Origin of the sequence: Actinokineospora sp. NBRC 105648 (assembly GCF_030269645.1) — a bacterium.
In the GTDB taxonomy this organism is placed as follows: Bacteria; Actinomycetota; Actinomycetes; order Mycobacteriales; family Pseudonocardiaceae; genus Actinokineospora.
Map to the genome: position 1 here is coordinate 1 of NZ_BSTR01000009.1, position 19,189 is coordinate 19,189.

The following is a 19,189-nucleotide window of genomic DNA, read 5'->3' on the forward strand; positions in this document are numbered from 1 at the left end:
CCCTTCACCCGCCCTTTTTTCACCACCGCGGTGCTCTAGGGGCCCCGCACGAAGCGAGTTCACTAGATCGAGCCCCCATCTTTTCCTCGGGCAACCCAAGCGATGAGCAGCCCGTGGCCCCAGGGCGGCACACCCCATGACCTGCCCAAGTAAAGCGGAGGCTCGATTGGCTGGACTACCTTCGCGCGGGGCCCCTAGAGCACCGCGGTGGGGAAAAAGCGTGGGGTGAAGGGCATCCCCACCACACGGCAAGTTTAGCGGTGCTCTCCCCCCACACGAAGGCAGTCCACCCAATCGAGCACAAACGTAACGGGTCTTGCGTACCAGCGGGCTCGGCATTTAGGGATTTAAGGATTAGGGATTTGCGATTGAGAGATTTAGAGCAAAGTGACTTACTAGACCTGGTCTATGCGGGGTCTTCACCTGCCCGGCGCCCACCTCGCCCGCGCCGGGCAGGATGTTGCCCACGCCGGGCGGCAGCTCGGCCCGCAGATGTCGCGCAGCGCGAGCCGGAGTCGGCCGCCGCCGAGCAGGCTGTGTCCACTGAAGTAGATGAGCACCAGGTCCTCGGCCGTTCGCGCGATCCGCTCGATGGAGGTGCCACTGGAGGTGCGGTCGTGCCGGGGCGGGCCGGACACCAGGAGCCCGTCCTCGTCCGCCCGTGCTGGACCATGCCTCCCACCCATTCCCGACGTCGGTCGGCGGTGCACCTAGGCTTGCTCGGTGAGGTTCTTCTACGACACCGAGTTCATCGAGGACGGGCAGACCATCGACCTGGTGTCGATCGGTGTCGTCGACGAGGACGGTCGCGAGTTCTACGCCTGCTCCACCGAGTTCGACCCGGCGAAGGCGGGCCCGTGGGTGCGGGCCAACGTGCTGGACAAGCTGCCGCCGCCGGCCGACAAGGCGTGGTGCGGGCGGGCCGAGCTGCGCAAGCGGCTGCTGGAGTTCCTCACCCCGCCGCACGCCCGGGACAAGATCGAGCTGTGGGCCTGGTTCGGCGCCTACGACCACGTGGTGCTCGGTCAGCTCTGGGGCGCCATGCCCGCGCTGCCCCGGGCGATCCCGCGGTTCACCCGTGAGCTGCGCCAGCGCTGGGAGGACGCGGGCAAGCCGGTGCTGCCCACCCCGCCCGACGACGCGCACGACGCGCTCGCCGACGCCCGGCACAACCTGGTGCGCTGGCGGGTGATCGACGCCGAGTGGCGGCGCCGCGCCGCGAAGTGAGGCCCGGCCTCGGGCCGCCGTGCGTGATCACCGGCCCGGCGGGCGGCCGCGCGCGCTGATCCACCCGCTGGGACCCCGCTTGCTATACCGATTCAGCAGCCGGCACGCTGGCGGTGTCAGCTAGTGATGGCAATCACTGCCGCAAGGCGTTGGAGGGTCGGTTTCATGCGCGTCGGCGTACTCACCGGGGGCGGGGACTGCCCCGGGCTCAACGCGGTCATCCGGGCGGTCGTGCGCAAGGGGGTCGAGACCCACGGGTGGGACGTCGTCGGCTTCCGCAACGGCTGGAAGGGCCCGCTGGAAGGCGACTCCAAGCCGATCGGGCTCGACGACGTCGAGGATATCCTCACCCGCGGCGGCACCATCCTCGGCTCCTCGCGGACCAACCCCTACCAGGTGGACAACGGCCCGGAGCGGATCCGCCAGGTGCTCGCCGAGCAGGGCGTGGACGCGCTGATCGCGATCGGCGGCGAGGACACCCTCGGGGTGGCCAAGCGGCTCACCGACGACGGCATCGGCGTGGTCGGCGTGCCCAAGACGATCGACAACGACCTGGGCGCCACCGACTACACCTTCGGCTTCGACACCGCCGTGCACATCGCCACCGAGGCGATCGACCGGCTGCGCACCACCGCCGAGTCGCACCACCGCGCGCTGGTCGTGGAGGTCATGGGCAGGCACGCGGGCTGGATCGCGCTGCACTCCGGGCTCGCGGGCGGCGCCAACGTGATCCTGGTGCCGGAGCGGGAGTTCAGCGTGCCCAAGGTGATCGAGTGGGTGCGCCGCCGGTTCGAGCGGCAGTACGCGCCGATCATCGTGGTGGCCGAGGGCGCGCTGCCCGAGGGGGGCGCCGAGGTGCTGGCCAGCGGGGAGAAGGACGCGTTCGGGCACGTCCGGCTCGGTGGCGTGGGCACCTGGCTGGCCGAGGAGATCGCGGCGCAGACCGGCGAGGAGTCGCGCGCGGTCGTGCTCGGGCACACCCAGCGCGGCGGCACGCCCACCGCCTACGACCGGGTGCTGGCCACCCGGTTCGGCCTGCACGCGGTGGACGCGGTGGCCGACGGCGACTTCGGCGTGATGGTCGCCCTGCGCGGCACCGACATCGTGCGGGTGAAGCTGGCCGAGGCCACCGCCGAGCTCAAGACCGTGCCGCTGCACCGCTACGCCGAGGCCGAGGTCTTCTTCGGCTAGGCGCTGCCCGGTGAGTCTGGTGCGTGGGATCCGCGTGGTTCCTGGCCGCGCGGGCGGAAAGCCGCTCGTACCCGGCGCCGTCAGCGCGTGCCGGACTCACCGGACCGCGGCCAAACGCTCAGCAGGCTGAGTTTCGAGTTGTGGCCCGCCCCGGGGTGCGGTGCACTGGTCGTATGACCGCCGCGACCGCCTCCCGGGGCAAGGAATGGCTCGCCCTCGTCGGTTTCGCCGTGCTCAGCTACGGCGTCGCCGCCCTCGGCTCACTGGCCACGCTGGACAACGTGCGCGGCTGGTACGCCGTGGCCGAGAAACCGCCGTACTCCCCGCCGAACTGGCTGTTCGGTCCGGTGTGGACGGTGCTGTACGGGCTGATCGCGGTCGCGGGCTGGCTGGTGTGGCGCCGCCGGGACCGCCCCGCGCTGGTGGCCTGGGGCGTGCAGCTGGCGCTCAACCTGGCCTGGACGCCCACGTTCTTCGCGTTGCAGTGGCTCTGGGTCGGCCTGGTGGTCATCGTGGCGCTCGACGTGGCCGTCGTCGTGACGATCCTGCGGTTCCGCCGGGTACGCCCGGTGGCCGCCTGGCTACTGGTGCCGTACCTGGCATGGATCCTGTTCGCCACCGCCCTCAACGCCGGTGTCGCCGCCCTGAATTGACCGCGCACCACATGGCGTACCGGCGGGTAGGGTGCGGCCATGGACGAACTGCTCTGGGCCGGGGCAGACGCGCAGGCACGGGCGCTGCGGGACGGCTGGGTCACCGCGCCGGAACTCGCCGCCGCCGTGCTGCGCCGCGCGGAGCAGCTCAACCCCGCGCTGAACGCCTTCCGCGTGCTCTACCCCGTGCTAGAAGCAGCCGAGGCCGCCCAGCGCAGACTCGACGCGGGGGAGCGCACGCCGCTGCTGGGCGTGCCGGTCGCGGTCAAGGACGACAGCGACGTCGCAGGCGATGTCACCGCCCAGGGCGGCAGGCCGCAGTTCCCACCGGCCACACGCGACAGTGCGGCCGTCGCCCGGCTGCGCGCGGCGGGCGCGGTGATCGTCGGCCACACCCTCACCCCGGAGCGGTGCCTCTGGCCGGTCACGGAGAGCCTCACCTTCGGCGCGACCCGCAACCCGTGGCACCTCGACCACACCCCGGGCGGCTCGTCCGGCGGGTCGGCGGCGGCGGTAGCGGCCGGGATCGTCGGCGCGGCGACCGGTTCCGACGGCGGCGGCTCGATCCGCGTCCCGGCGGCGGCCGCGGGCGTCTTCGGCCTCAAGACCACCCGAGGCCTGGTGCCGATGGCGCCCCGGGTCGAGGGTTGGCACGGGCTCTCGAGCATCGGCGCGCTGGGCAGGCGGGTCGCCGACGCGGCCGCGCTGCTCGACGTCCTCACCGAGGGCGGTGGGTACCGGCGCGCGATCGACACCGACCCCGGTCCACTGCGGATCGCCCTCGCCTGGCGGACACCACTGGGCACGCCGCGACTGCACCCGACAACGCGCCGCGCGGTGCTCGACACCGCCGACCGGCTACGCGCGCTGGGCCACACCGTCGTCGAGGCCGATCCGCCCCTGGGCGCCCGGCCGACCCCGCAGTTCATCATCCGCTACCTGCGCGGCGTCGCCGACGACGTCCGCGCACTACCGAACCCGGAGTGGCTGGAACCACGCACCCGCAAGATCGTCGCGGTCGGCCGCCTGGTCCCCGACCGCGCCCTGCGCTGGGCCCGCGCGGCCGAGGCAGGCCTGCACGCGCGGATGGCGCCCTTCCTCACCGAGTTCGACGCGATCCTCCAACCCACCTGGCTGCGCACCCCGCCCACCATCGGCACCTTCCACGGCAGCGGGATCATCACGACGTGGGCGGGGGTGTCGGCGCGCATCCCGTACTTCCCGACCTGGAACGTGCTCGGCTACCCGGTCGCCACCCTGCCAGTCGGCCGCGACGACCTCGGCCTACCGATCGGCGTCCAACTAATCGGCCCCACAAACTCCGAACGGCTGCTGCTCTCGGCCTCCGGTCAGTACGAACGCGCCCACCCCTGGACGGACAAGAAACCCACGATGTGAACGTGATCGACCAATTCGACTTCTTCGGCCCGTGGTGGCGCGACCCCAACGGCTTGGGGCACCGATGATCACTGTTGAGCTGACTCGGGTCGGTCTCGTCAGCCTCGCCCCTGGTGGGGGCGCCGGTCTGTTCACGCCTACCGGGGTTTTGCGTGCGGTGTCCCCGGCCGCGGCACCGCCTGTGTCCCCGGGGACCGCCGCAACGATGAACGTCGAGGTGCTCCGCCGGTTCGGTGGCATGGCGGCCAGGGCGCTGGTCGGCGGGGAGTTCGTCCCGGCGGCAGGAACCAGCACGGCGTTCGAGGTGGGTTTCGTCGCGGAGAGCGCCGTGGTCCCTGGTGCGTGCCCGAGCAGGCAGTGGTCGGCGCCGTTCGATGTCGGACTCATCGAGGAGTACGCCCACGGGGTCCTGGCCGGGGTCACGGATTCCACCGTCCCCCTTCCCCCCGGCGTGCTCCGGGTGGCCGAGGCGGGTATCGACGAGATCGGTTCGTCAGCCGCGTTGTTCCGGCAAGCGGCGCTGGTCTTGCGGAGCGTCGTCGCGGCCGAGTTGGCCGGCACCGATGTCGAGTCGGCGGTCCGCACGGCAATGGCTGCCTGGTGAGAACCGCTCACCCCGAGATGAGGGGGTCGTTGTCCAACACTGGCAGGCTGGTGGCGGAGTTCCTGAAGATCGAGGGCCGCTACGCCATCCCGGAACTGCTCGACCTGGCAGGCAGGCGATCGAGCGGTGTGGAGTCCGCGAACTTCAAACCGGGCGCCAACGTGTGGTGAGTTGATGACGTGGACGAACGGGAGACCAATGCGGACCGGACTGCTCGGGGGCCCTGTGCCGGGGGAGGTGAAACGCCTGTCCGTCCCGCGCTTGCGGGAGTTGTCCTCGGCCGCCCGCACCCTGGGCGCGCACGCCTGCGGCAGGCCGGAGTTCGTCTCCGCCAACGGGGACCGGGTTCAGCACGTCTTCCTGATGCCCATCGGTCTGCAGTCCGCGGGCGGTGTGGCCCTGCGGTGCTACGTCGCTGTCGTGCTCGACCAGGAGACTGTGGTGTTCACCCTCGACGTCACGGCCGCGGACTTCGCGGCGGAGGCCACCGTGGAGGACCCATGGGAACTCGCCGAGGCGGTGTTCTACGGGGCGCGACATGTTCCGGTCGACGGTTCGTGAGCGCCGGAGTCTCGGGGGGATCCACAAGCGGTGCCACGTGACCGACGGTCTGTGATCGCTCACCCCACCTCGTGTGGTGAGTGGTCGTCCAGGGCACCCACCTCCAGGTAGGCCGCGAACGTGCCCAGCCAGTGCTCGGCGGCGTACCCGTGCCCGAACACGTACTGCCACCCCGCCACGTGGTGGAGGTCTGCGGCGGCGTGGGCAACTGGCACGTAGCGGTGGTCCGCGGGCAGGGCCTCGGCGATCCCGCGCCACCCCCACGTCCGCGACAAGGCCAACCCCGCCAGGTGCGAGCCGTGCGGATCGGCTGGGTCGTCTACCGCGATAGGTTCGCGCAAGACATTCCAGCGGGGCGCTAAGAGGTCTGGGAAGAACCCGTCCAGCCAAGAAGCGAACTCGTCTGCCGGTAACACGCGGCGTAAGAGGTCGGCTTCGGCTAAGGCGGGGGAGAGGAAGTCCGCGGCGCTCGGTTCGAAGCCGCCGTAGTCGCGGTCGGATAGGTAGAAGCGGCGGGCGGCCGCTTCGCATGCTGTGATCAGATCGCTGTCACCCACCGCGCGGGCCGCGTCCAGGCCGAGTGACAGTGCGAACGCGGAGTTCGTGTGCGTCCCCACCCGTACCGGCCAGCGGGCCAGGCCGAGCCAGGTGAGCCAGCGGCCGCGGACAGCCTTCACCAAGGGGCGCAGCGCGTCCGCCCACGGAGCGCCCGGTGGCCAGGCGCGCAGTTCGGCGTCGAGCAGCAGCAGCCAGGCCCAGCCGTACGGGCGCTCCCAGAACGCGCCCTCGGGACCGGCGAAGAACTCGGCTTCGACCTGGGCGCCCTCCGGGGTGATCAACTGGTCCAGCGCGGCGCGGGCCGCACCGGCGCCCTCGACGGCCGGGTGCAGGCGCAGCAGTCGGGCGGCGAGCCAGGTCTGGTGGACGCACGAGTGCCAGTCGAACGAGCCCGCGAACACCGGGTGCCGCGCGCGCTGCGGCACCAGCTCGTCCGGGGAGTCGATCAGGTGGATCCAGTGCACCGGGTAGTCGCGCTGGATGTTGGCCACCGCCGTCCGCAGCAGCCGCGCACCGGTGTCGGGCCCCAGTCCGGAAGTCATTGGCGCATCTTGCCGTCTGCAATTGCGCGACGACAGTGCCTGTCCCATTTTCGCCGGTACGAGTTCACCTCGTGGGACGAGCGTCCCGCCTGCCAGGCAGGTTGCCGCACCACCTACCCTGGTGTCGTGAACTGGACAGTCGATGTGCCGGTGGACACGCTCCCCGAATTGCCGCCGTTGCCGCCCGAACTGCGCGCCCGACTCGACGACGCCCTGTCCCGCCCGGCCGCGCAGCAGCCCGAGTGGCCCGACGGCGAGCAGGTCCGCCAGGTCCGCACGCTGCTCGAGAGCGTGCCGCCGGTCACCGTGCCCGCCGAGATCGACCGCCTGAGCAGGCGGCTCGGCGAGGTCGCCCGCGGCGAGGCGTTCCTGCTGCAGGGCGGCGACTGCGCCGAGACCTTCGTGGACAACACCGAGCCGCACATCCGCGGCAACATCCGCACCCTGCTGCAGATGGCCGTCGTGCTCACCTACGGCGCCAGCCTGCCGGTGGTCAAGGTCGGCCGGATCGCGGGCCAGTACGCCAAGCCGCGCTCGAACAAGCTCGACGCCCTCGGCCTGCCGGTCTACCGCGGCGACATCGTCAACTCGCTGGTCGCCACGCCCGAGGCCCGGGTGCCGGACCCGTCCCGGATGATCCGCGCCTACGCCAACGCGGGCGCGGCGATGAACCTGCTGCGCGCGCTCACCGGCGCGGGCATGGCCGACCTGACCAAGGTGCACGACTGGAACCGCGACTTCGTGCGCACCTCGCCCGCGGGCGAGCGCTACGAGGCGCTGGCCACCGAGATCGACCGCGGCCTGCGCTTCATGCAGGCCTGCGGCGTCGAGGACAGCTCGCTGCACAGCGTGGAGGTCTTCGCCAGCCACGAGGCGCTGCTGCTCGACTACGAGCGCGCCCTGCTCCGGCTGGACGCCACCGGCCCCGAGCCCAAGCTCTACGACCTGTCCGCGCACTTCCTCTGGATCGGTGAGCGCACCCGCCAGCTCGACGGCGCGCACATCGCCTTCGCCGAGCTGCTGTCCAACCCGATCGGGCTCAAGATCGGCCCGACCACCACGCCCGAGATGGCCGTGGAGTACGTGCAGCGGCTCGACCCGCGCAACGAGGCGGGCAGGCTGACGCTGATCAGCCGGATGGGCAACGGCAAGGTCCGCGACGTGCTGCCCGCCATCGTGGAGAAGGTCGAGGCCTCCGGGCACCGGGTCATCTGGCAGTGCGACCCGATGCACGGCAACACCCACGAGTCCTCCACCGGCTACAAGACCCGGCACTTCGACCGGATCGTCGACGAGGTGCAGGGCTTCTTCGAGGTGCACCGCAGGCTCGGCACCCACCCGGGCGGCATCCACGTGGAGCTCACCGGCGAGGACGTCACCGAGTGCCTCGGCGGCGCCCAGGAGATCTCCGACGCCGACCTGTCCGGTCGCTACGAGACCGCCTGCGACCCCCGGCTGAACACCCAGCAGTCCCTGGAGCTGGCGTTCCTGGTCGCGGAGATGCTCCGCTCCTGAACCCGTTCCACGAGAACGGCCGGAACGGCCGGTGGCCCCGAACTCGGGACCACCGGCCGTCGCCGTTTCGGGGGCGGCCCAGCCGGTCCAGCGGTCAGGACCGGGCGAGGCGCGGCCTACCAGCCCGGTGACGACGTGTGCCGGATGGACTGGGCGATCACCGCGCGCACCACGGTCCCTGACATCCGGGAGACGGTCGCGAGCTGGAGACCGGGCTGGTGGTCGACCGGTCCGCCAGCCTGGACTTCGGCACCGCGGGCCGCGAGAAGCGCGACCTCGCCGTGGCGGCGACCGCGTACCTGACTTGCGGCCTCGCCGACCACCTCGTCACCAGCGACCGCCTTCCCGAGCTGCTCGCCTACCTGAAGTCGGGCAGCCTCGACCTCGTCGGGTACGCGGTCACCCCGCCGCCCTCCCGGTTGGCCGAGCAGGCCGGGTGGATCGATGTCTGTTTCGCCGTCGACACCGTCGAGGAGATCCTCGACCGGCTGGCCGCCCACGGTCAGGTCGCGGTCGCCAAGGAGATCGAGGCCAAGTCGCCGACCGCGCTCAAGGTCACCCTGGCCGCCCTGCGCCGGGCGCGCGAGCTGTCGGACGTCGAGTCGGTGCTGGTCCAGGAGTACCGGGTGTCCGCCGCCTGCCTGCGCGACCACGACCTGGTGGAGGGCATCCGCGCCCAGGTGATCGACAAGGACCGCGACCGTCGCCGGATCGGCGCTTTGGTCGCCACCAGTGACCAGACGGCCGCGTCCCGGGGAGCTGGCGCACGCCCGCGGCTTGGTCCGCAAGGTGGCCGAGACACCGTGCCCCCGAGGGCGTTCGTGGTGATCTCGCCGAGGCGATCGGGCAGCTCCAGGCGGCCACCCCACGCGACGACGGTCAGAACGCGAAGACGGTGACCTTGTCGCCCTTCTGCGCTCGGGAACCGGCGCCCGGGCTCTGGTTGAACACCCGGCCGTTGGGGTTGCTGAACGGCTGCAGGTCGATCTGCAGGCCCACCTGACCCAGGATGGTCTGCGCCTCCTGCACCGACCGGCCGCTGACGTCGGGCACGACGACGGCGTTGGAGACGATCACCGAAACGCGCTTGGCCGCGGTGGCCTCGATCTTGGTGTTCGCGGGTGGGTCGGTGCGCACGACGCGCCCGCCGTCGATGTCGGGGGCGAACTCGGGCTGGCCGTCGAACGGCTCGAAACCGGCCTGCTGCAACGTCTGGAACGCCTCGTCGCGGGTCTTGCCGCGTACGTCGGGCACCGGCTTGGGCGCGGGGCCCTTGCTCAGCACGACGACCACCCGCTGCCCGATGTCGAGCTTGGTGCCCGCGGGCGGGTCCAGCCCGACGACCCGGCCCTTGGGGATCTTGTCGTCGAAAACGTTCTTGCCGTCGTCGGGCTGCGGTTGCAGTTCCTCGGCGCGCACGGCCTGCTCGGCCTCCTCGCGCGTGACACCCGCCTGGACGTCGGGCACCACGGGCCTGCCCGCGGACACGACCAGCTTGACCGTGTCGCCGCGCAGCGCCTCGGTGCCCGGCGCCGGGTCGGTGCTGATCACCAGCCCGGCCTCGATCTTGTTGTCGCGCAGGGTGGTCACCTGCGGGCTCAGGTCGGCGCCGCGCACGGCCTGCTCGGCCGCCGCCGACTCCTGGCCGCCGACGCTCGGGACCTCGGTGTAGCGGCCGCTGGAGAACCACCAGATCCCGGTGCCGAGCAGACCGAGCAGCAGCACGCCGACCACGCTGAGCAGGATGATCCGCCGCGTCCTGCTGGGCGGCCCCACCGGTTGCGGGCCGGTGCCGGGGTGCTGCTGGTAGGACTGCTGCTGCTGTGCGGGGAAACCGCCGGTGGCGTACGGGGCCGGGTGCGGGCCGGTGTGCATCGGGTTGGCGGCGGCGGAGTCGATGACCTTCTCCAGGTCGGAGCGCAGCATCGCCCGGGTGCCCTGGGGGCCCGCCGCGCTGAAGCCCGCGGGCACCGGCCGGACCACGGCGTGCGTGTGCTGCGGCCCGGACTGCGGGAACTGCGGGTAGCCGCCCTGCGGCCCCGGTCCGGACTGCGACATCGGTCCGGATGGGGGCCCGACCGGCGCACCACTTGACGGCGGTGCGGCGTGCCTGCCGACCGGGACCCCACCGGACTGCGGGTTCGCCATCGGCGTCGGCCCCGACTGCGGGCCCACCGCGTAACCGCCACCGACGGGGATGCCACCGGACGTCGGCCCAGCCACGGGCGTCGGCCCGGACGGCGGCCCAGCGGCGGGGATGCCGCCGGACGTGGGTCCGGCCGCGTGCGCGCCACTCGTGGGGATGCCGCCGGACGTCGGCCCGATCGGGTTCGGCCCGGTCGCGTGTGCGCCGCTCGTGGGAATGGCGCCGGACTGCGGGCCCGCCACGGCCGCCAGGTTCACCGGGATGACGCCCGAGATGGGCGCGGCCTGGGTGGCATCGGCGGGCGGTGTCACCGGGATCGCGCCGGAAGGTTCACCCGTGCGGGGGAGGCCATCGGACGGTGTCCCGTCCGGGTGGCCCACGACCGACCCGTCGGCAGCGATGGCGCCCGCCCGCACCGTCTCGTCCTCGGTGACCGGTCCGGACGCGCGCACGGTCAGGTCCGCCTCGTCGTTCCCGGCCTTCCCGGCCTCGGCCACGACGACCGCGGGCACCCGGATGGTCGTCTCCGAGTCCGCCGTGTCGGCCAAGACAGGCACAACGGGCACGACAGGCACGGGCACAGGCACAGCGGGCATGGGCGTGGCGAGCGCGCCGGACACCGGCACGGTCTCGTCCATCGGCGCGGGCGGCGGGACCGGCACGCGCATCCGCGGCAGCGACAGCGCCGCGCGCACCCGTTGCAGCTCCATCAGGAACGCGGCGCCGTCGGCGGGCCGGGCCGCGGGGTCGCGGCGGGTGGCCCGCACGACCAGGTCGTCGAGCATCGGCGGGATGCCCGGGACGGCAGCGCTCGGCGGCGGTACATCGTCGTTGACGTGCCGATAAGCGACCGAGAGCGCGCTGTCGCCGTAGTAGGGCGGAGTACCGGTGAGCGTCTCGTAGAGCACGATGCCCGCCGAGTAAACGTCCCCCCGCGCGGTGGCCGCGCCGGTGGTGACCTGCTCGGGGGACAGGTAGGACACCGTGCCCAGGATGACGCTGCTCTTCGTGGTGCCCACGCTGGCCACCGCGCGGACCAGGCCGAAGTCGGCGACCTTGACGATGCCGCCCTGCCCGATCAGCACGTTCTCCGGCTTGATGTCGCGGTGGATCAGGCCCGCGCGGTGCGCCGCGGCCAGCGCGGAGAGCACCGGCTCCATGATCGCCACCGCCAGCGGGGTGGGCAGGGTGCCGCGCTCGGCCAGCAGGTCGCGCAGCGTGCCGCCGTTGACCAGCTCCATCACCAGGTAGACGTGCTCGCCGTCGAGGCCCTGGTCGTGCACGGCGACGACGTTCGGGTGGTGGATCTTGGCCGCCGAGCGGGCCTCGCGCTCGAAGCGCTCCACGAAGGTCTTGTCGTCGGCGAACCGGGAGTCCATCACCTTGATCGCGACCGGGCGGTCCAGGCGGGTGTCGAGGCCGCGGTAGACAGCGGACATCCCGCCGCGCGCCAGTGGCGCGTCGACCCGGTAGCGCTGCTCCAGCAGTGCTCCGATCAGGCTCCGACCCTTGTCCTCCACGAGGGTGGATCGTACGGAGCGTCACGCCCGCGCGTGGGCGGCCCCGTGATTCTGTGACCTACGGCCCCACGCGGTGCCTGCCCCAGACCGTCCGATGTGGCATCGTTTGCCCCGTGAGCTCCATTCCCGTTGCCGCCGACGTGCTCGACCCCGAGGTCCCGGTGCTGCCGCTGCCCGATGTGGCCGAGCACCTCGACCAGCCCATCACCCGTGTGCACCAGGCGTTGCGCGACCACCACCTGCTGGCCATCCGGCGCAAGGGCGTGCTGCTGGTGCCCGCCGAGTTCCTCGACGACAACGGCATCGTCAAGGGCCTGACCGGCACGATCACCGTCCTCAACGACTCCGGGTTCAGCCCGGACGAGATGATGACCTGGCTGTTCACCGCCGACGACACGCTGCCCGGCCGCCCGATCGACGCCCTGCGCGGCGACCGCGGCCGCGAGGTCAAGCGCCGCGCGCAGGCCCTCGCGTTCTGAGCCTGGCCAGCACGCACCGCGCCGCCCCCGGCAGGGCGATCGCCAGCCGCCGCCCGGTCGGCACGACCGCCCGCCTGGTCAGCACGTCGTGGTCCGCCGCGGCGATCTCGTCGAGGATCGCCGCGTACAGCCGCGCCGCGGTGGCCACGCACGGCCGTGCCACCGGGTCGAGCAGCGCCGTCCCCGGCTCGGCCGCCCGGTAGACCGACCGCGCGTGGGCGGCGAAGTGCGCCACCGCGCGTCGTACCGGTTTGTCCGGGCCGTGTTCGCGGGCCCAGGTGAGGCGGTCCCGGTCGACGCCGAACGCGGCGAGGTGATCCGCGGGCAGGTAGATCCTGCCGCGATCGAGATCCTCGCCGACGTCGCGCAGGAAGTTGGTCAGCTGGAAGGCCTCCCCGAGCGCTGCGGCGTAAGGGGCGGCTTCTTCCGCGGGGGCGACTGTGCCGAGCACAGGTAGCAACATCAGGCCGATGACACTGGCCGAGCCGTATGTGTAGTGCGACAGCTCCTCCGCGTTCGCGTAAGAGGTGACCGTTAGATCCATCCGCATCGAGCGCAGGAAATCGGCGAAGAGCGCCGGTTCTATCGCGTAGCGGTGCACGGTGTCGCTCAACGCCAGCAAAATCGGGTCTGTCGTCGCCGCGCCATCCAGCGCCGTCTTGAGTGCGGACTCCAGGTCGGCCAGTTCAGCTGTGGGGTTCTCCCCGGGCTCATCGACGATCTCGTCCGCCACGCGCGCGAACCCATAGAGGGCGTGCACAGCGGGCCGACGCTCTGGTGGCAAGAGGCGCGTCGCGAGGTAGTAGGTACGCCCGTACCGCGCGTTGATCCGGCGGCTCGTCGCGTAGGCCGTGCTCAGCGGGCCAGTCAGCGCTTGCACCCGGCCCACTGGCCGGACGGGCAGTCGCCGTTGGCGGTCCGGTAGCTGTCCACCAGCTGCTTGAGTAGGCCCTCGGCGGCGACCGCGTCACCGGCGGCGGTGACCAGCTCGACCCGGCAGACCGACTTGGTCGTGCCCAGGCAGGCACGCAGCTGCTGGTCGGCGTGGTCGGCCCAGAACTTGCCCGCGACCACGCCGTACTTCCAGACCTTCTTGCCGTAGACGATCGAGTACACGAAGTGCGTGCCCTCGGTCTTGTGGTCCTTCGCGTCCGCGGGCACCGCCTTGGACCGGGCGGTGATCGGCGCGAGGTCCGGCGGGTCGGCCAAGACCACGGTGGACCACTCCACGCTGTACGGGTGGTTGCCCGGCACGGAGTTCGCCCGGGAGTAGAACTGCACCCACTCCGGCGAGGACACCGTGCACTTGGCGCTCCCCGGCTGCCCGGGGGCCACCGGGGCGGTCACCGTGTCGCAGGCCCCCAAGGGCGCGTTGTCGCCCACCCAGTTGCCGCGCACCGAGACCTTGACCGCCACCTTGCTGCCGTTGGTGAACTGCACGACGATCGAACAACTCGCCGCGCCGCAGCCCTCGAAGGTGTGCGTGCCCTCCTGCACGGTGGTCAGCACGTCGACCGGGGCCGCCAGCTCGGCCGCCTGCGCCGCGACGTCCTGGTAGAACTTCGCCGACTCGGCGGTGGCGTCGGTGACCGTCGTGTCGAGCTTCTTCACCGTCGTCGGGTCCGCCTTGCCGACCCGGTCCAGCCGCGCCTTGACCACCCCGTGCGGGGCGGCCTCGGTGACGTAGACCGAGCCGTCCTCGGTGTCGACCTTGATGGCCTTGGCGCCCGCGACGTCGCTGCGCTCACCGCCGTCGGCGAGGGTCTTGCCGCCCTTGCCGCTCAGGTGCGCCGACAGGTTCTGGCCGAGCACCTCGGGGGTGAACACGTCGGCGAACTCCACGCCGATCAGCCCGCCGGGCACCTTCACCCACCGGTCGGCCACCGCGGTGCCCTTGTTCGCGCCGCTCGCGACCCCGGAGAGGGTGGCCCAGAAGTCCGCCGCCGCCTTGAGGTAGATGCCGCGCTCGACGACCAGCAGGGTCGCCGCCTTGCCCTCGATGGTGATCGACCCGGCGATCTCCCCGGTGCTGGCCGCGGCCAGGTCGTAGGTGACCGGGTCGTTGCCCGCCGAGGTGAGCGTTCCCTTGTACCGCACCAGTCCGGCCTCGCCCAGGTCGACCAGGGACTGCGCGACCGCCTCGGTGGCCGTGGGCGGCGAGATGTCGGCGGCGGTGGCCGTGCCGATCACCGCGTTGCTGCAGCCGGTCGTGGTCGCCAGCACGGCGACACCCGCCAGCGTGATCGTCCGAACCCGTCTCGTCCCCCGCAGTGCAGCCCCGCGCATTCGCCGCTCCCCCGTCCGCCGCCTGGCCCGCTGCTCGATTATCCCGGCAGCGCCAGTCGAATACCCTAAGGTAACTTCACAGTCCGCTTACGGATTTCCCATGTCTGCCCGCTTTTCCCGCGCTGGGTAGCCTGCCGGCCACGCGCTGTGCCGCAAGCCGTCCGGAGATCACCACGGGCGGGATGCCGACACCGGGGGTCGTGCCGCAGCCCGCCAGGACCACGTTGTCCACGCCGGGCACCAGGTTGCGCGGGCGGAACGGCCCGGTCTGGGCGAAGGTGTGCGCCACCGAGAACGGCGTCCCCTCGGCGAGTCCGGCCGCGGCCCAGTCGGCCGGGGTGACCAGCCGCTGCACCTCGATCGCGTCGTCGAACCCGGTCAGGCCGCGGTCGTGCAGCACCCGGACGACCTCGTCGCGGTAGGCCGGGCCCACCCGCCGCCAGTCGATCGGGCCGGTGCGCAGGTTCGGGCAGGGCGCCAGCACGGAGATCTGCTGCCTGCCCTCCGGCGCGAGCCCCGGGTCGGTGGCGGTGGGCCGGGTGATCAGCAGCGACGGGTCGCTCATCGGGGTGCCGCGCCGGGTGATCTCGTCGAAGGTGCGCTTCCAGGCCGCGCCGAAGGAGATCGTATGGTGGCCGAGGTCGGACCAGTCGCCGCGGACGCCGGTGTGCAGGACCACCGCCGAGGGCGAGTAGCGCAGTGCCAGCGGTCTACGCGGGGTGATGCCGAGGAGCCGGTACGCCGCGGGCAGATCTGCGGTGAGGACCACGGCGTCGCACGCGACCCGCTCACCCGCGGTAGTGCGCACAGCGCCAACGCGACTACCGACGCGCTCAAGCCAGGCAGCACTTGTCGAGTAGCGGAACCGCACGCCCGCGCGACCTGCGGCGTCGGCCATCGCCTGGGCCACCGCGCCGACGCCCCCGTGCGGGAAGTAGACCCCGGCAACGGTGTACATGTAGGCGATCACCGCGTACGCGGCGAGCGCGCGGCTTGGCGGCACGCCCGCGTAGAGGGACTGGAACGAGAAAAGGCGCTGTAGGCGTTGGTCGGACAAGAATCGGCCCACCGCAGGCCCCAACTTGCCGAATCCGCCTAACGCAGCCAGCTTGACCAGGTCTGGACCAACCAGGTCGAACGGGGAGTCGAAGTTCGCGCCGATGAACCTGTCGCGCTGCACGCGATAGAGGTCGTTCAACCACGCTCTTAGCCGCCGGTACCCCGCGGCCTCCTTCGGCCCGGCTACCCGGCGCACCTCGTCTTCCATCGCGGCGGCGTCGGTGTGCACCGCGATTGCACTCCCGTCGGCGAACCGCGCGCGGTAAGCGGGGTGCAGTTGCGTTAGCGCTACCTCGGCCTCAAGCGATGTGCCAACGGCTGCCAATGCCTCGTCGATCAGCTCCGGCATGGTGAGCACCGAGGCGCCGGTGTCGATGGTGTAGTCGCCCATCCGCTCGCGGCCCGCTCGGCCGCCCGGCCCGGGCGCGGACTCCAGCACGGTCACCTCGCGGCCCGCGCCCGCCAGGTGCAACGCGGCCGAGAGCCCGGACAGGCCCGCGCCGACGATCACCACGTGGTCTGTGCGGCCGGGGATCGTGCGCGCCTCGACCACGGTCAACTGGTCCTTCTGGTCGCCGTCACGGCCAGCCCGTCGAGCACCGCGCCCGCGGGTTCGGCCAGCTCCACCGTGCGCAACGCGGTCAGCGCGGTGCCGGTCAGCTGCTCGATCTTGGCCTCTACCTCGGCCACCGCGCCCACGTCGACCAGGATCTCGCGAGCCCGTTCGACGGTCGCCGAGTCGAGCGAGTCGTTGCCCAGGGCCGTGCGCAGCAGCCGGGCCTCGGTCGCCCGGCCCGCCGCGTCGGCGCGGCGCAGCCCGACCGACATCAGCAGCGTGCGCTTGCCCTCGCGCAGGTCGTCGCCCGCGGGCTTGCCGGTGACGTCGGTGTCGCCGTACATGCCCAGCAGGTCGTCGCGCAGCTGGAACGCCACGCCGATGTCGGCGCCGAACGCGCGCAGCGCGGTGACCAGGGGCTCCGGCGCGCCCGCGAGGGCGGCGCCCATGTGCAGCGGGCGCTCGACGGTGTAGGCGGCGGTCTTCATCCGGGCCACGCTCAGCGCCGCCTCGGCCGACTCGTCGCCCTTGGCCTGGGTGAGCACGTCGAGGTACTGGCCCGCGAGCATCTCCGCGCGCATCGCCTGCCACGGCGGCAGCGCGGCGACGTAGCAGTCGGCGGTCAGGCCGGAGCCGGTGTACATGTCGTCCGCCCAGGCCAGCGCCAGGTCGCCGAGCAGGACCGCGGCGGCGGCGCCGAAGCGCTCCGGGCTGCCCTGCCAGCCGCGCTCGCGGTGCCGGGCGGCGAACTCCACGTGCACGGTCGGCTTGCCCCGGCGCACGGCTGAGGCGTCCATCAGGTCGTCGTGCACCAGCGCGCACGCCTGGATCAGCTCGAGCGCGCTCACCGCGCGCAGCACCGCGTCGGCCTGCTCGCCGTCGCCCGCGCCACCCGCGCCCCGCCACCCCCACCAGGCGAAGGTCGGGCGCAACCGCTTGCCACCGCTGAGCACGAACGCCGACAGCGACTCGACGGCCGAGCCGAAGGAGGGCGCCATCTCGGCCATCCCGGCGTGCCGCTCGGCCAGGTAGCCCGCCAGCGCGCGCTCCACGTGGGCGGCCAGCGCGCCGTCGATCGGGCCGATGGAGTTGTCGATCACGGGGGTTCCGCGCGCGGGCTGCACCCCGCTATCGTCCGCTCCGCGGGGCCGCGGCGCGGCGCGGGGGTGGGCCAATGTGACCCTTGTCCTGCGGTGGCCCAGTGCGTGAGAGCCCGATTCCACCCACCGGGCGTTTCGCTACCCTGGTTCCATGACGACCGCCGTGCAGCGCATCCGGGTGGACCGACCGGTGTTCTCGGTGGAGTTCATGCCACCCCGGGACGAGGCCGACGAGCAGCGGCTCTGGCACGCCATCCGGGAGCTCGAGGGCTTGGACCCCGCGTTCGTGTCCGTCACCTACGGCGCGGGCGGCTCCAGCCGCGACCGCACCATCCGCACCACCGGCCGGGTGGCCCGCGAGACCACCCTGGTCCCGATGGCCCACCTGACCGCCGTCGAGCACTCCATCGCCGAGCTGCGCAACGTCATCGGCTGGTACGCCGCGCTCGGCATCCGCAACATCCTGGCGCTGCGCGGCGACCCGCCCGGCGACCCCAACGGCGACTGGGTCGCCCACCCGCAGGGCCTCAACTACGCCGACGAGCTGGTCCGCCTGGTCCGCGAGCTCGGCGACTTCTGCGTCGGGGTGGCGGCCTTCCCCTACGGCCACCCGCGCTCGGCCGACCTCGACGTCGACACCGACAACCTGGTCCGCAAGTTCACCGCGGGCGCCGATTTCGCCATCGCCCAGCTGTTCTTCGAGCCCGAGGACTTCCTCCGCCTGCGCGACCGGGTGGCCGCCCGCGGCTGCGACGCCGCGCTGCTGCCGGGCCTGATGCCGATGACCACGCCCAAGATCATGGCCAAGACGGTCGAGCTGTCCGGCGCCCAGGTCCCGCCGCGCATCGCCGCCCGGCTGGTGCCGCTGGCCGACCAGCCCAAGGCGTTCCGCGCCGCGGGCATCGACCTGGTCACCGAGATGAGCGAGCGGCTGCTCGCCGAGGGCGTCACCGGGCTGCACTTCTACACGTTCAACCGCTCCAAGGCGACCAAGGAGGTCGTCGGCAGGCTGGGCCTGGTACCCGCCCGCGCCTGAGCGCCTGTCGGATCGGGGACAGCGGGGTCAGAGGCTGCGGGTCGGTGGGCCCGCGGCCTTGAGGCTGCGCTTGTGCGTGAACAGCGCCAGGGCCAGCACCAGCAGCGCCACCCCGATGGCCGAGGCGCCGACGATGACCACCCACTTGGTCCAGGAGACGCCGGACTTGTCGGTGTACTGGACGGTCGCGTCGAACTCGGTCACCGCGCCCGGCTTGGGCTTCCAGCTGACGGTGCCGTTGGTGTTGATCCCGTTCGTGCGGGTGACCGAGCCCGGGAACGAGACCTTGATCTGCACCTCGGCCCGGTCCGGCGGCAGCTCGCTCAGGTCGACCGAGCCCGCCATGGTGACCAGGTCGCCCGCGCGGCGGAAGCTGAGCCGGTACTGCTTGCCGACCGTGATCGAGTCGCCGAGCAGGGTCACCTCGGCGAAGGACAGGCCCTGGAAGGACACGGTCTGCCCGACGTAGCCGTCGGCGGTGTAGACCTGCGTCTTGACCTTGCCCGCCAGTTCCTTGGGGATGGTCAGCACCGGGCCGGTGTCGCCCTGCTTGGTGCCCACGGCGGCGATCACGAGCTGGCCGGAGACCAGGTCGTCCTCGGAGACCGCCAGGGTGGCCTGCACGCGCACGCAGCCCGCGAGCGCCAGCAGGAGGAGCAGGGCGAGCGGGACGAACGCGGCCCACCTGCGGGAACGGCGGTGGCGGGGTCGGATGGCCTGGTGCACCGGGCCATCCTGCCGGCCCGCGCCACCGCACT

18 protein-coding genes and 2 pseudogenes are annotated in these 19,189 nt (G+C 72.2%); 11 read left to right on the forward strand and 9 right to left on the reverse strand.

The genetic code is table 11. The annotated features are described in order from the left end of the window. Positions 1-419: 419 nt before the first annotated feature. Positions 420-638, reverse strand: coding sequence for a hypothetical protein (locus QSK30_RS10920; RefSeq protein ID WP_285501937.1), 219 nt, complete (start codon positions 636-638; stop codon positions 420-422). Positions 639-723: 85 nt separating this feature from the next. Between QSK30_RS10920 and QSK30_RS10925 the strand changes: the two genes are divergently transcribed. From QSK30_RS10925 to QSK30_RS10955, 7 genes are all read left to right on the forward strand, one after another. Next, positions 724-1,227, forward strand: a complete 504-nt coding sequence (locus tag QSK30_RS10925) for a polyadenylate-specific 3'-exoribonuclease AS (RefSeq protein ID WP_285501940.1) — start codon at positions 724-726, stop codon at positions 1,225-1,227. 165 nt (positions 1,228-1,392) lie between these two features. After that, on the forward strand, positions 1,393-2,418 hold the full coding sequence (locus QSK30_RS10930; RefSeq protein WP_285501942.1) for a 6-phosphofructokinase: 1,026 nt from the start codon (positions 1,393-1,395) through the stop codon (positions 2,416-2,418). Between the two features lie 173 nt (positions 2,419-2,591). Further along, positions 2,592-3,071: a TspO/MBR family protein gene (locus QSK30_RS10935; protein ID WP_285501944.1), complete on the forward strand. Its 480-nt coding sequence runs from the start codon at positions 2,592-2,594 to the stop codon at positions 3,069-3,071. Positions 3,072-3,110: 39 nt separating this feature from the next. After that, entirely contained in the window at positions 3,111-4,469 is a 1,359-nt protein-coding gene (locus tag QSK30_RS10940; RefSeq protein WP_285501946.1) for an amidase family protein, read from the forward strand. A 205-nt stretch (positions 4,470-4,674) separates the two neighbouring features. Continuing rightward, on the forward strand, positions 4,675-5,073 hold the full coding sequence (locus QSK30_RS10945; RefSeq protein WP_285501948.1) for a hypothetical protein: 399 nt from the start codon (positions 4,675-4,677) through the stop codon (positions 5,071-5,073). A gap of 29 nt (positions 5,074-5,102) precedes the next feature. Continuing rightward, positions 5,103-5,243 (forward strand): hypothetical protein, encoded by a 141-nt coding sequence (locus QSK30_RS10950; RefSeq protein WP_285501950.1) that lies wholly within the window; start codon positions 5,103-5,105, stop codon positions 5,241-5,243. 67 nt (positions 5,244-5,310) lie between these two features. Further along, the gene (locus QSK30_RS10955) at positions 5,311-5,634 is read left to right on the forward strand and encodes a hypothetical protein (RefSeq protein ID WP_285501952.1); all 324 of its coding nucleotides are present in this window, start codon (positions 5,311-5,313) and stop codon (positions 5,632-5,634) included. A gap of 59 nt (positions 5,635-5,693) precedes the next feature. Here the strand turns inward: QSK30_RS10955 and QSK30_RS10960 are convergent, their stop codons facing one another. Next, on the reverse strand, positions 5,694-6,734 hold the full coding sequence (locus QSK30_RS10960; protein ID WP_285501953.1) for a DUF2891 domain-containing protein: 1,041 nt from the start codon (positions 6,732-6,734) through the stop codon (positions 5,694-5,696). A gap of 126 nt (positions 6,735-6,860) precedes the next feature. Here QSK30_RS10960 and QSK30_RS10965 point away from each other — a divergent pair, with 126 nt between their 5' ends. Together QSK30_RS10965 and QSK30_RS10970 are read left to right on the forward strand one after the other, a co-directional pair. Then, positions 6,861-8,249, forward strand: coding sequence for a class II 3-deoxy-7-phosphoheptulonate synthase (locus tag QSK30_RS10965; protein WP_285501954.1), 1,389 nt, complete (start codon positions 6,861-6,863; stop codon positions 8,247-8,249). Positions 8,250-8,360: 111 nt separating this feature from the next. Continuing rightward, positions 8,361-9,148: pseudogene (locus QSK30_RS10970) on the forward strand (enoyl-CoA hydratase/isomerase family protein); the annotation flags it as partial. Here QSK30_RS10970 and QSK30_RS36825 read toward each other — a convergent pair. Further along, complete coding sequence (locus tag QSK30_RS36825; RefSeq protein WP_502871826.1) at positions 9,129-10,397, reverse strand: PASTA domain-containing protein; 1,269 nt, start codon at positions 10,395-10,397, stop codon at positions 9,129-9,131. The pseudogene QSK30_RS10970 and the gene QSK30_RS36825 overlap by 20 nt on opposite strands. A 549-nt stretch (positions 10,398-10,946) precedes the next feature. Next, positions 10,947-11,915: pseudogene (locus QSK30_RS10980) on the reverse strand (protein kinase domain-containing protein); the annotation flags it as partial. Between the two features lie 113 nt (positions 11,916-12,028). Between QSK30_RS10980 and QSK30_RS10985 the strand changes: the two are divergent. Continuing rightward, positions 12,029-12,394, forward strand: a complete 366-nt coding sequence (locus tag QSK30_RS10985) for an Rv2175c family DNA-binding protein (RefSeq protein ID WP_285501955.1) — start codon at positions 12,029-12,031, stop codon at positions 12,392-12,394. Here QSK30_RS10985 and QSK30_RS10990 read toward each other — a convergent pair. From QSK30_RS10990 to QSK30_RS11005, 4 genes are all read right to left on the reverse strand, one after another. Further along, positions 12,363-13,283 carry a phytoene/squalene synthase family protein gene (locus tag QSK30_RS10990; RefSeq protein ID WP_285501956.1) on the reverse strand — a complete coding sequence of 307 codons (921 nt, stop codon included), beginning with the start codon at positions 13,281-13,283 and terminating at the stop codon, positions 12,363-12,365. The two genes, QSK30_RS10985 and QSK30_RS10990, sit on opposite strands and share 32 nt — an antisense overlap. Further along, the gene (locus tag QSK30_RS10995) at positions 13,262-14,680 is read right to left on the reverse strand and encodes a hypothetical protein (RefSeq protein WP_285501957.1); all 1,419 of its coding nucleotides are present in this window, start codon (positions 14,678-14,680) and stop codon (positions 13,262-13,264) included. Before QSK30_RS10995 ends, QSK30_RS10990 begins: the two co-directional genes overlap by 22 nt. A gap of 76 nt (positions 14,681-14,756) precedes the next feature. Next, positions 14,757-16,292: a phytoene desaturase family protein gene (gene crtI, locus QSK30_RS11000; protein ID WP_285502218.1), complete on the reverse strand. Its 1,536-nt coding sequence runs from the start codon at positions 16,290-16,292 to the stop codon at positions 14,757-14,759. Between the two features lie 2 nt (positions 16,293-16,294). After that, a complete protein-coding gene (locus QSK30_RS11005) occupies positions 16,295-17,380 on the reverse strand; it encodes a polyprenyl synthetase family protein (RefSeq protein WP_502871827.1) in 1,086 nt (361 codons plus the stop codon). Positions 17,381-17,546: 166 nt separating this feature from the next. On the opposite strand from QSK30_RS11005, the gene QSK30_RS11010 reads away from it, so the two are divergent. Beyond that, on the forward strand, positions 17,547-18,431 hold the full coding sequence (locus QSK30_RS11010; protein WP_285501958.1) for a methylenetetrahydrofolate reductase: 885 nt from the start codon (positions 17,547-17,549) through the stop codon (positions 18,429-18,431). Between the two features lie 27 nt (positions 18,432-18,458). On the opposite strand, the gene QSK30_RS11015 is transcribed toward QSK30_RS11010, so the two are convergent. Next, positions 18,459-19,157, reverse strand: coding sequence for a DUF3153 domain-containing protein (locus QSK30_RS11015; protein ID WP_285501959.1), 699 nt, complete (start codon positions 19,155-19,157; stop codon positions 18,459-18,461). Between the last annotated feature and the right edge of the window lie 32 nt (positions 19,158-19,189).

What these genes read in the sequence shown, in the direction of transcription:
- QSK30_RS10995 (WP_285501957.1), bottom strand. Translation starts at nt 14,680, where the DNA reads ATGCGCGGGGCTGCACTGCGGGGGACGAGACGGGTTCGGACGATCACG.
- QSK30_RS10945 (WP_285501948.1), top strand. Translation starts at nt 4,675, where the DNA reads ATGAACGTCGAGGTGCTCCGCCGGTTCGGTGGCATGGCGGCCAGGGCG.
- QSK30_RS10960 (WP_285501953.1), bottom strand. Translation starts at nt 6,734, where the DNA reads ATGACTTCCGGACTGGGGCCCGACACCGGTGCGCGGCTGCTGCGGACG.
- QSK30_RS10935 (WP_285501944.1), top strand. Translation starts at nt 2,592, where the DNA reads ATGACCGCCGCGACCGCCTCCCGGGGCAAGGAATGGCTCGCCCTCGTC.
- QSK30_RS36825 (WP_502871826.1), bottom strand. Translation starts at nt 10,397, where the DNA reads ATGGCGAACCCGCAGTCCGGTGGGGTCCCGGTCGGCAGGCACGCCGCA.
- QSK30_RS11010 (WP_285501958.1), top strand. Translation starts at nt 17,547, where the DNA reads ATGACGACCGCCGTGCAGCGCATCCGGGTGGACCGACCGGTGTTCTCG.
- QSK30_RS10930 (WP_285501942.1), top strand. Translation starts at nt 1,393, where the DNA reads ATGCGCGTCGGCGTACTCACCGGGGGCGGGGACTGCCCCGGGCTCAAC.
- QSK30_RS10940 (WP_285501946.1), top strand. Translation starts at nt 3,111, where the DNA reads ATGGACGAACTGCTCTGGGCCGGGGCAGACGCGCAGGCACGGGCGCTG.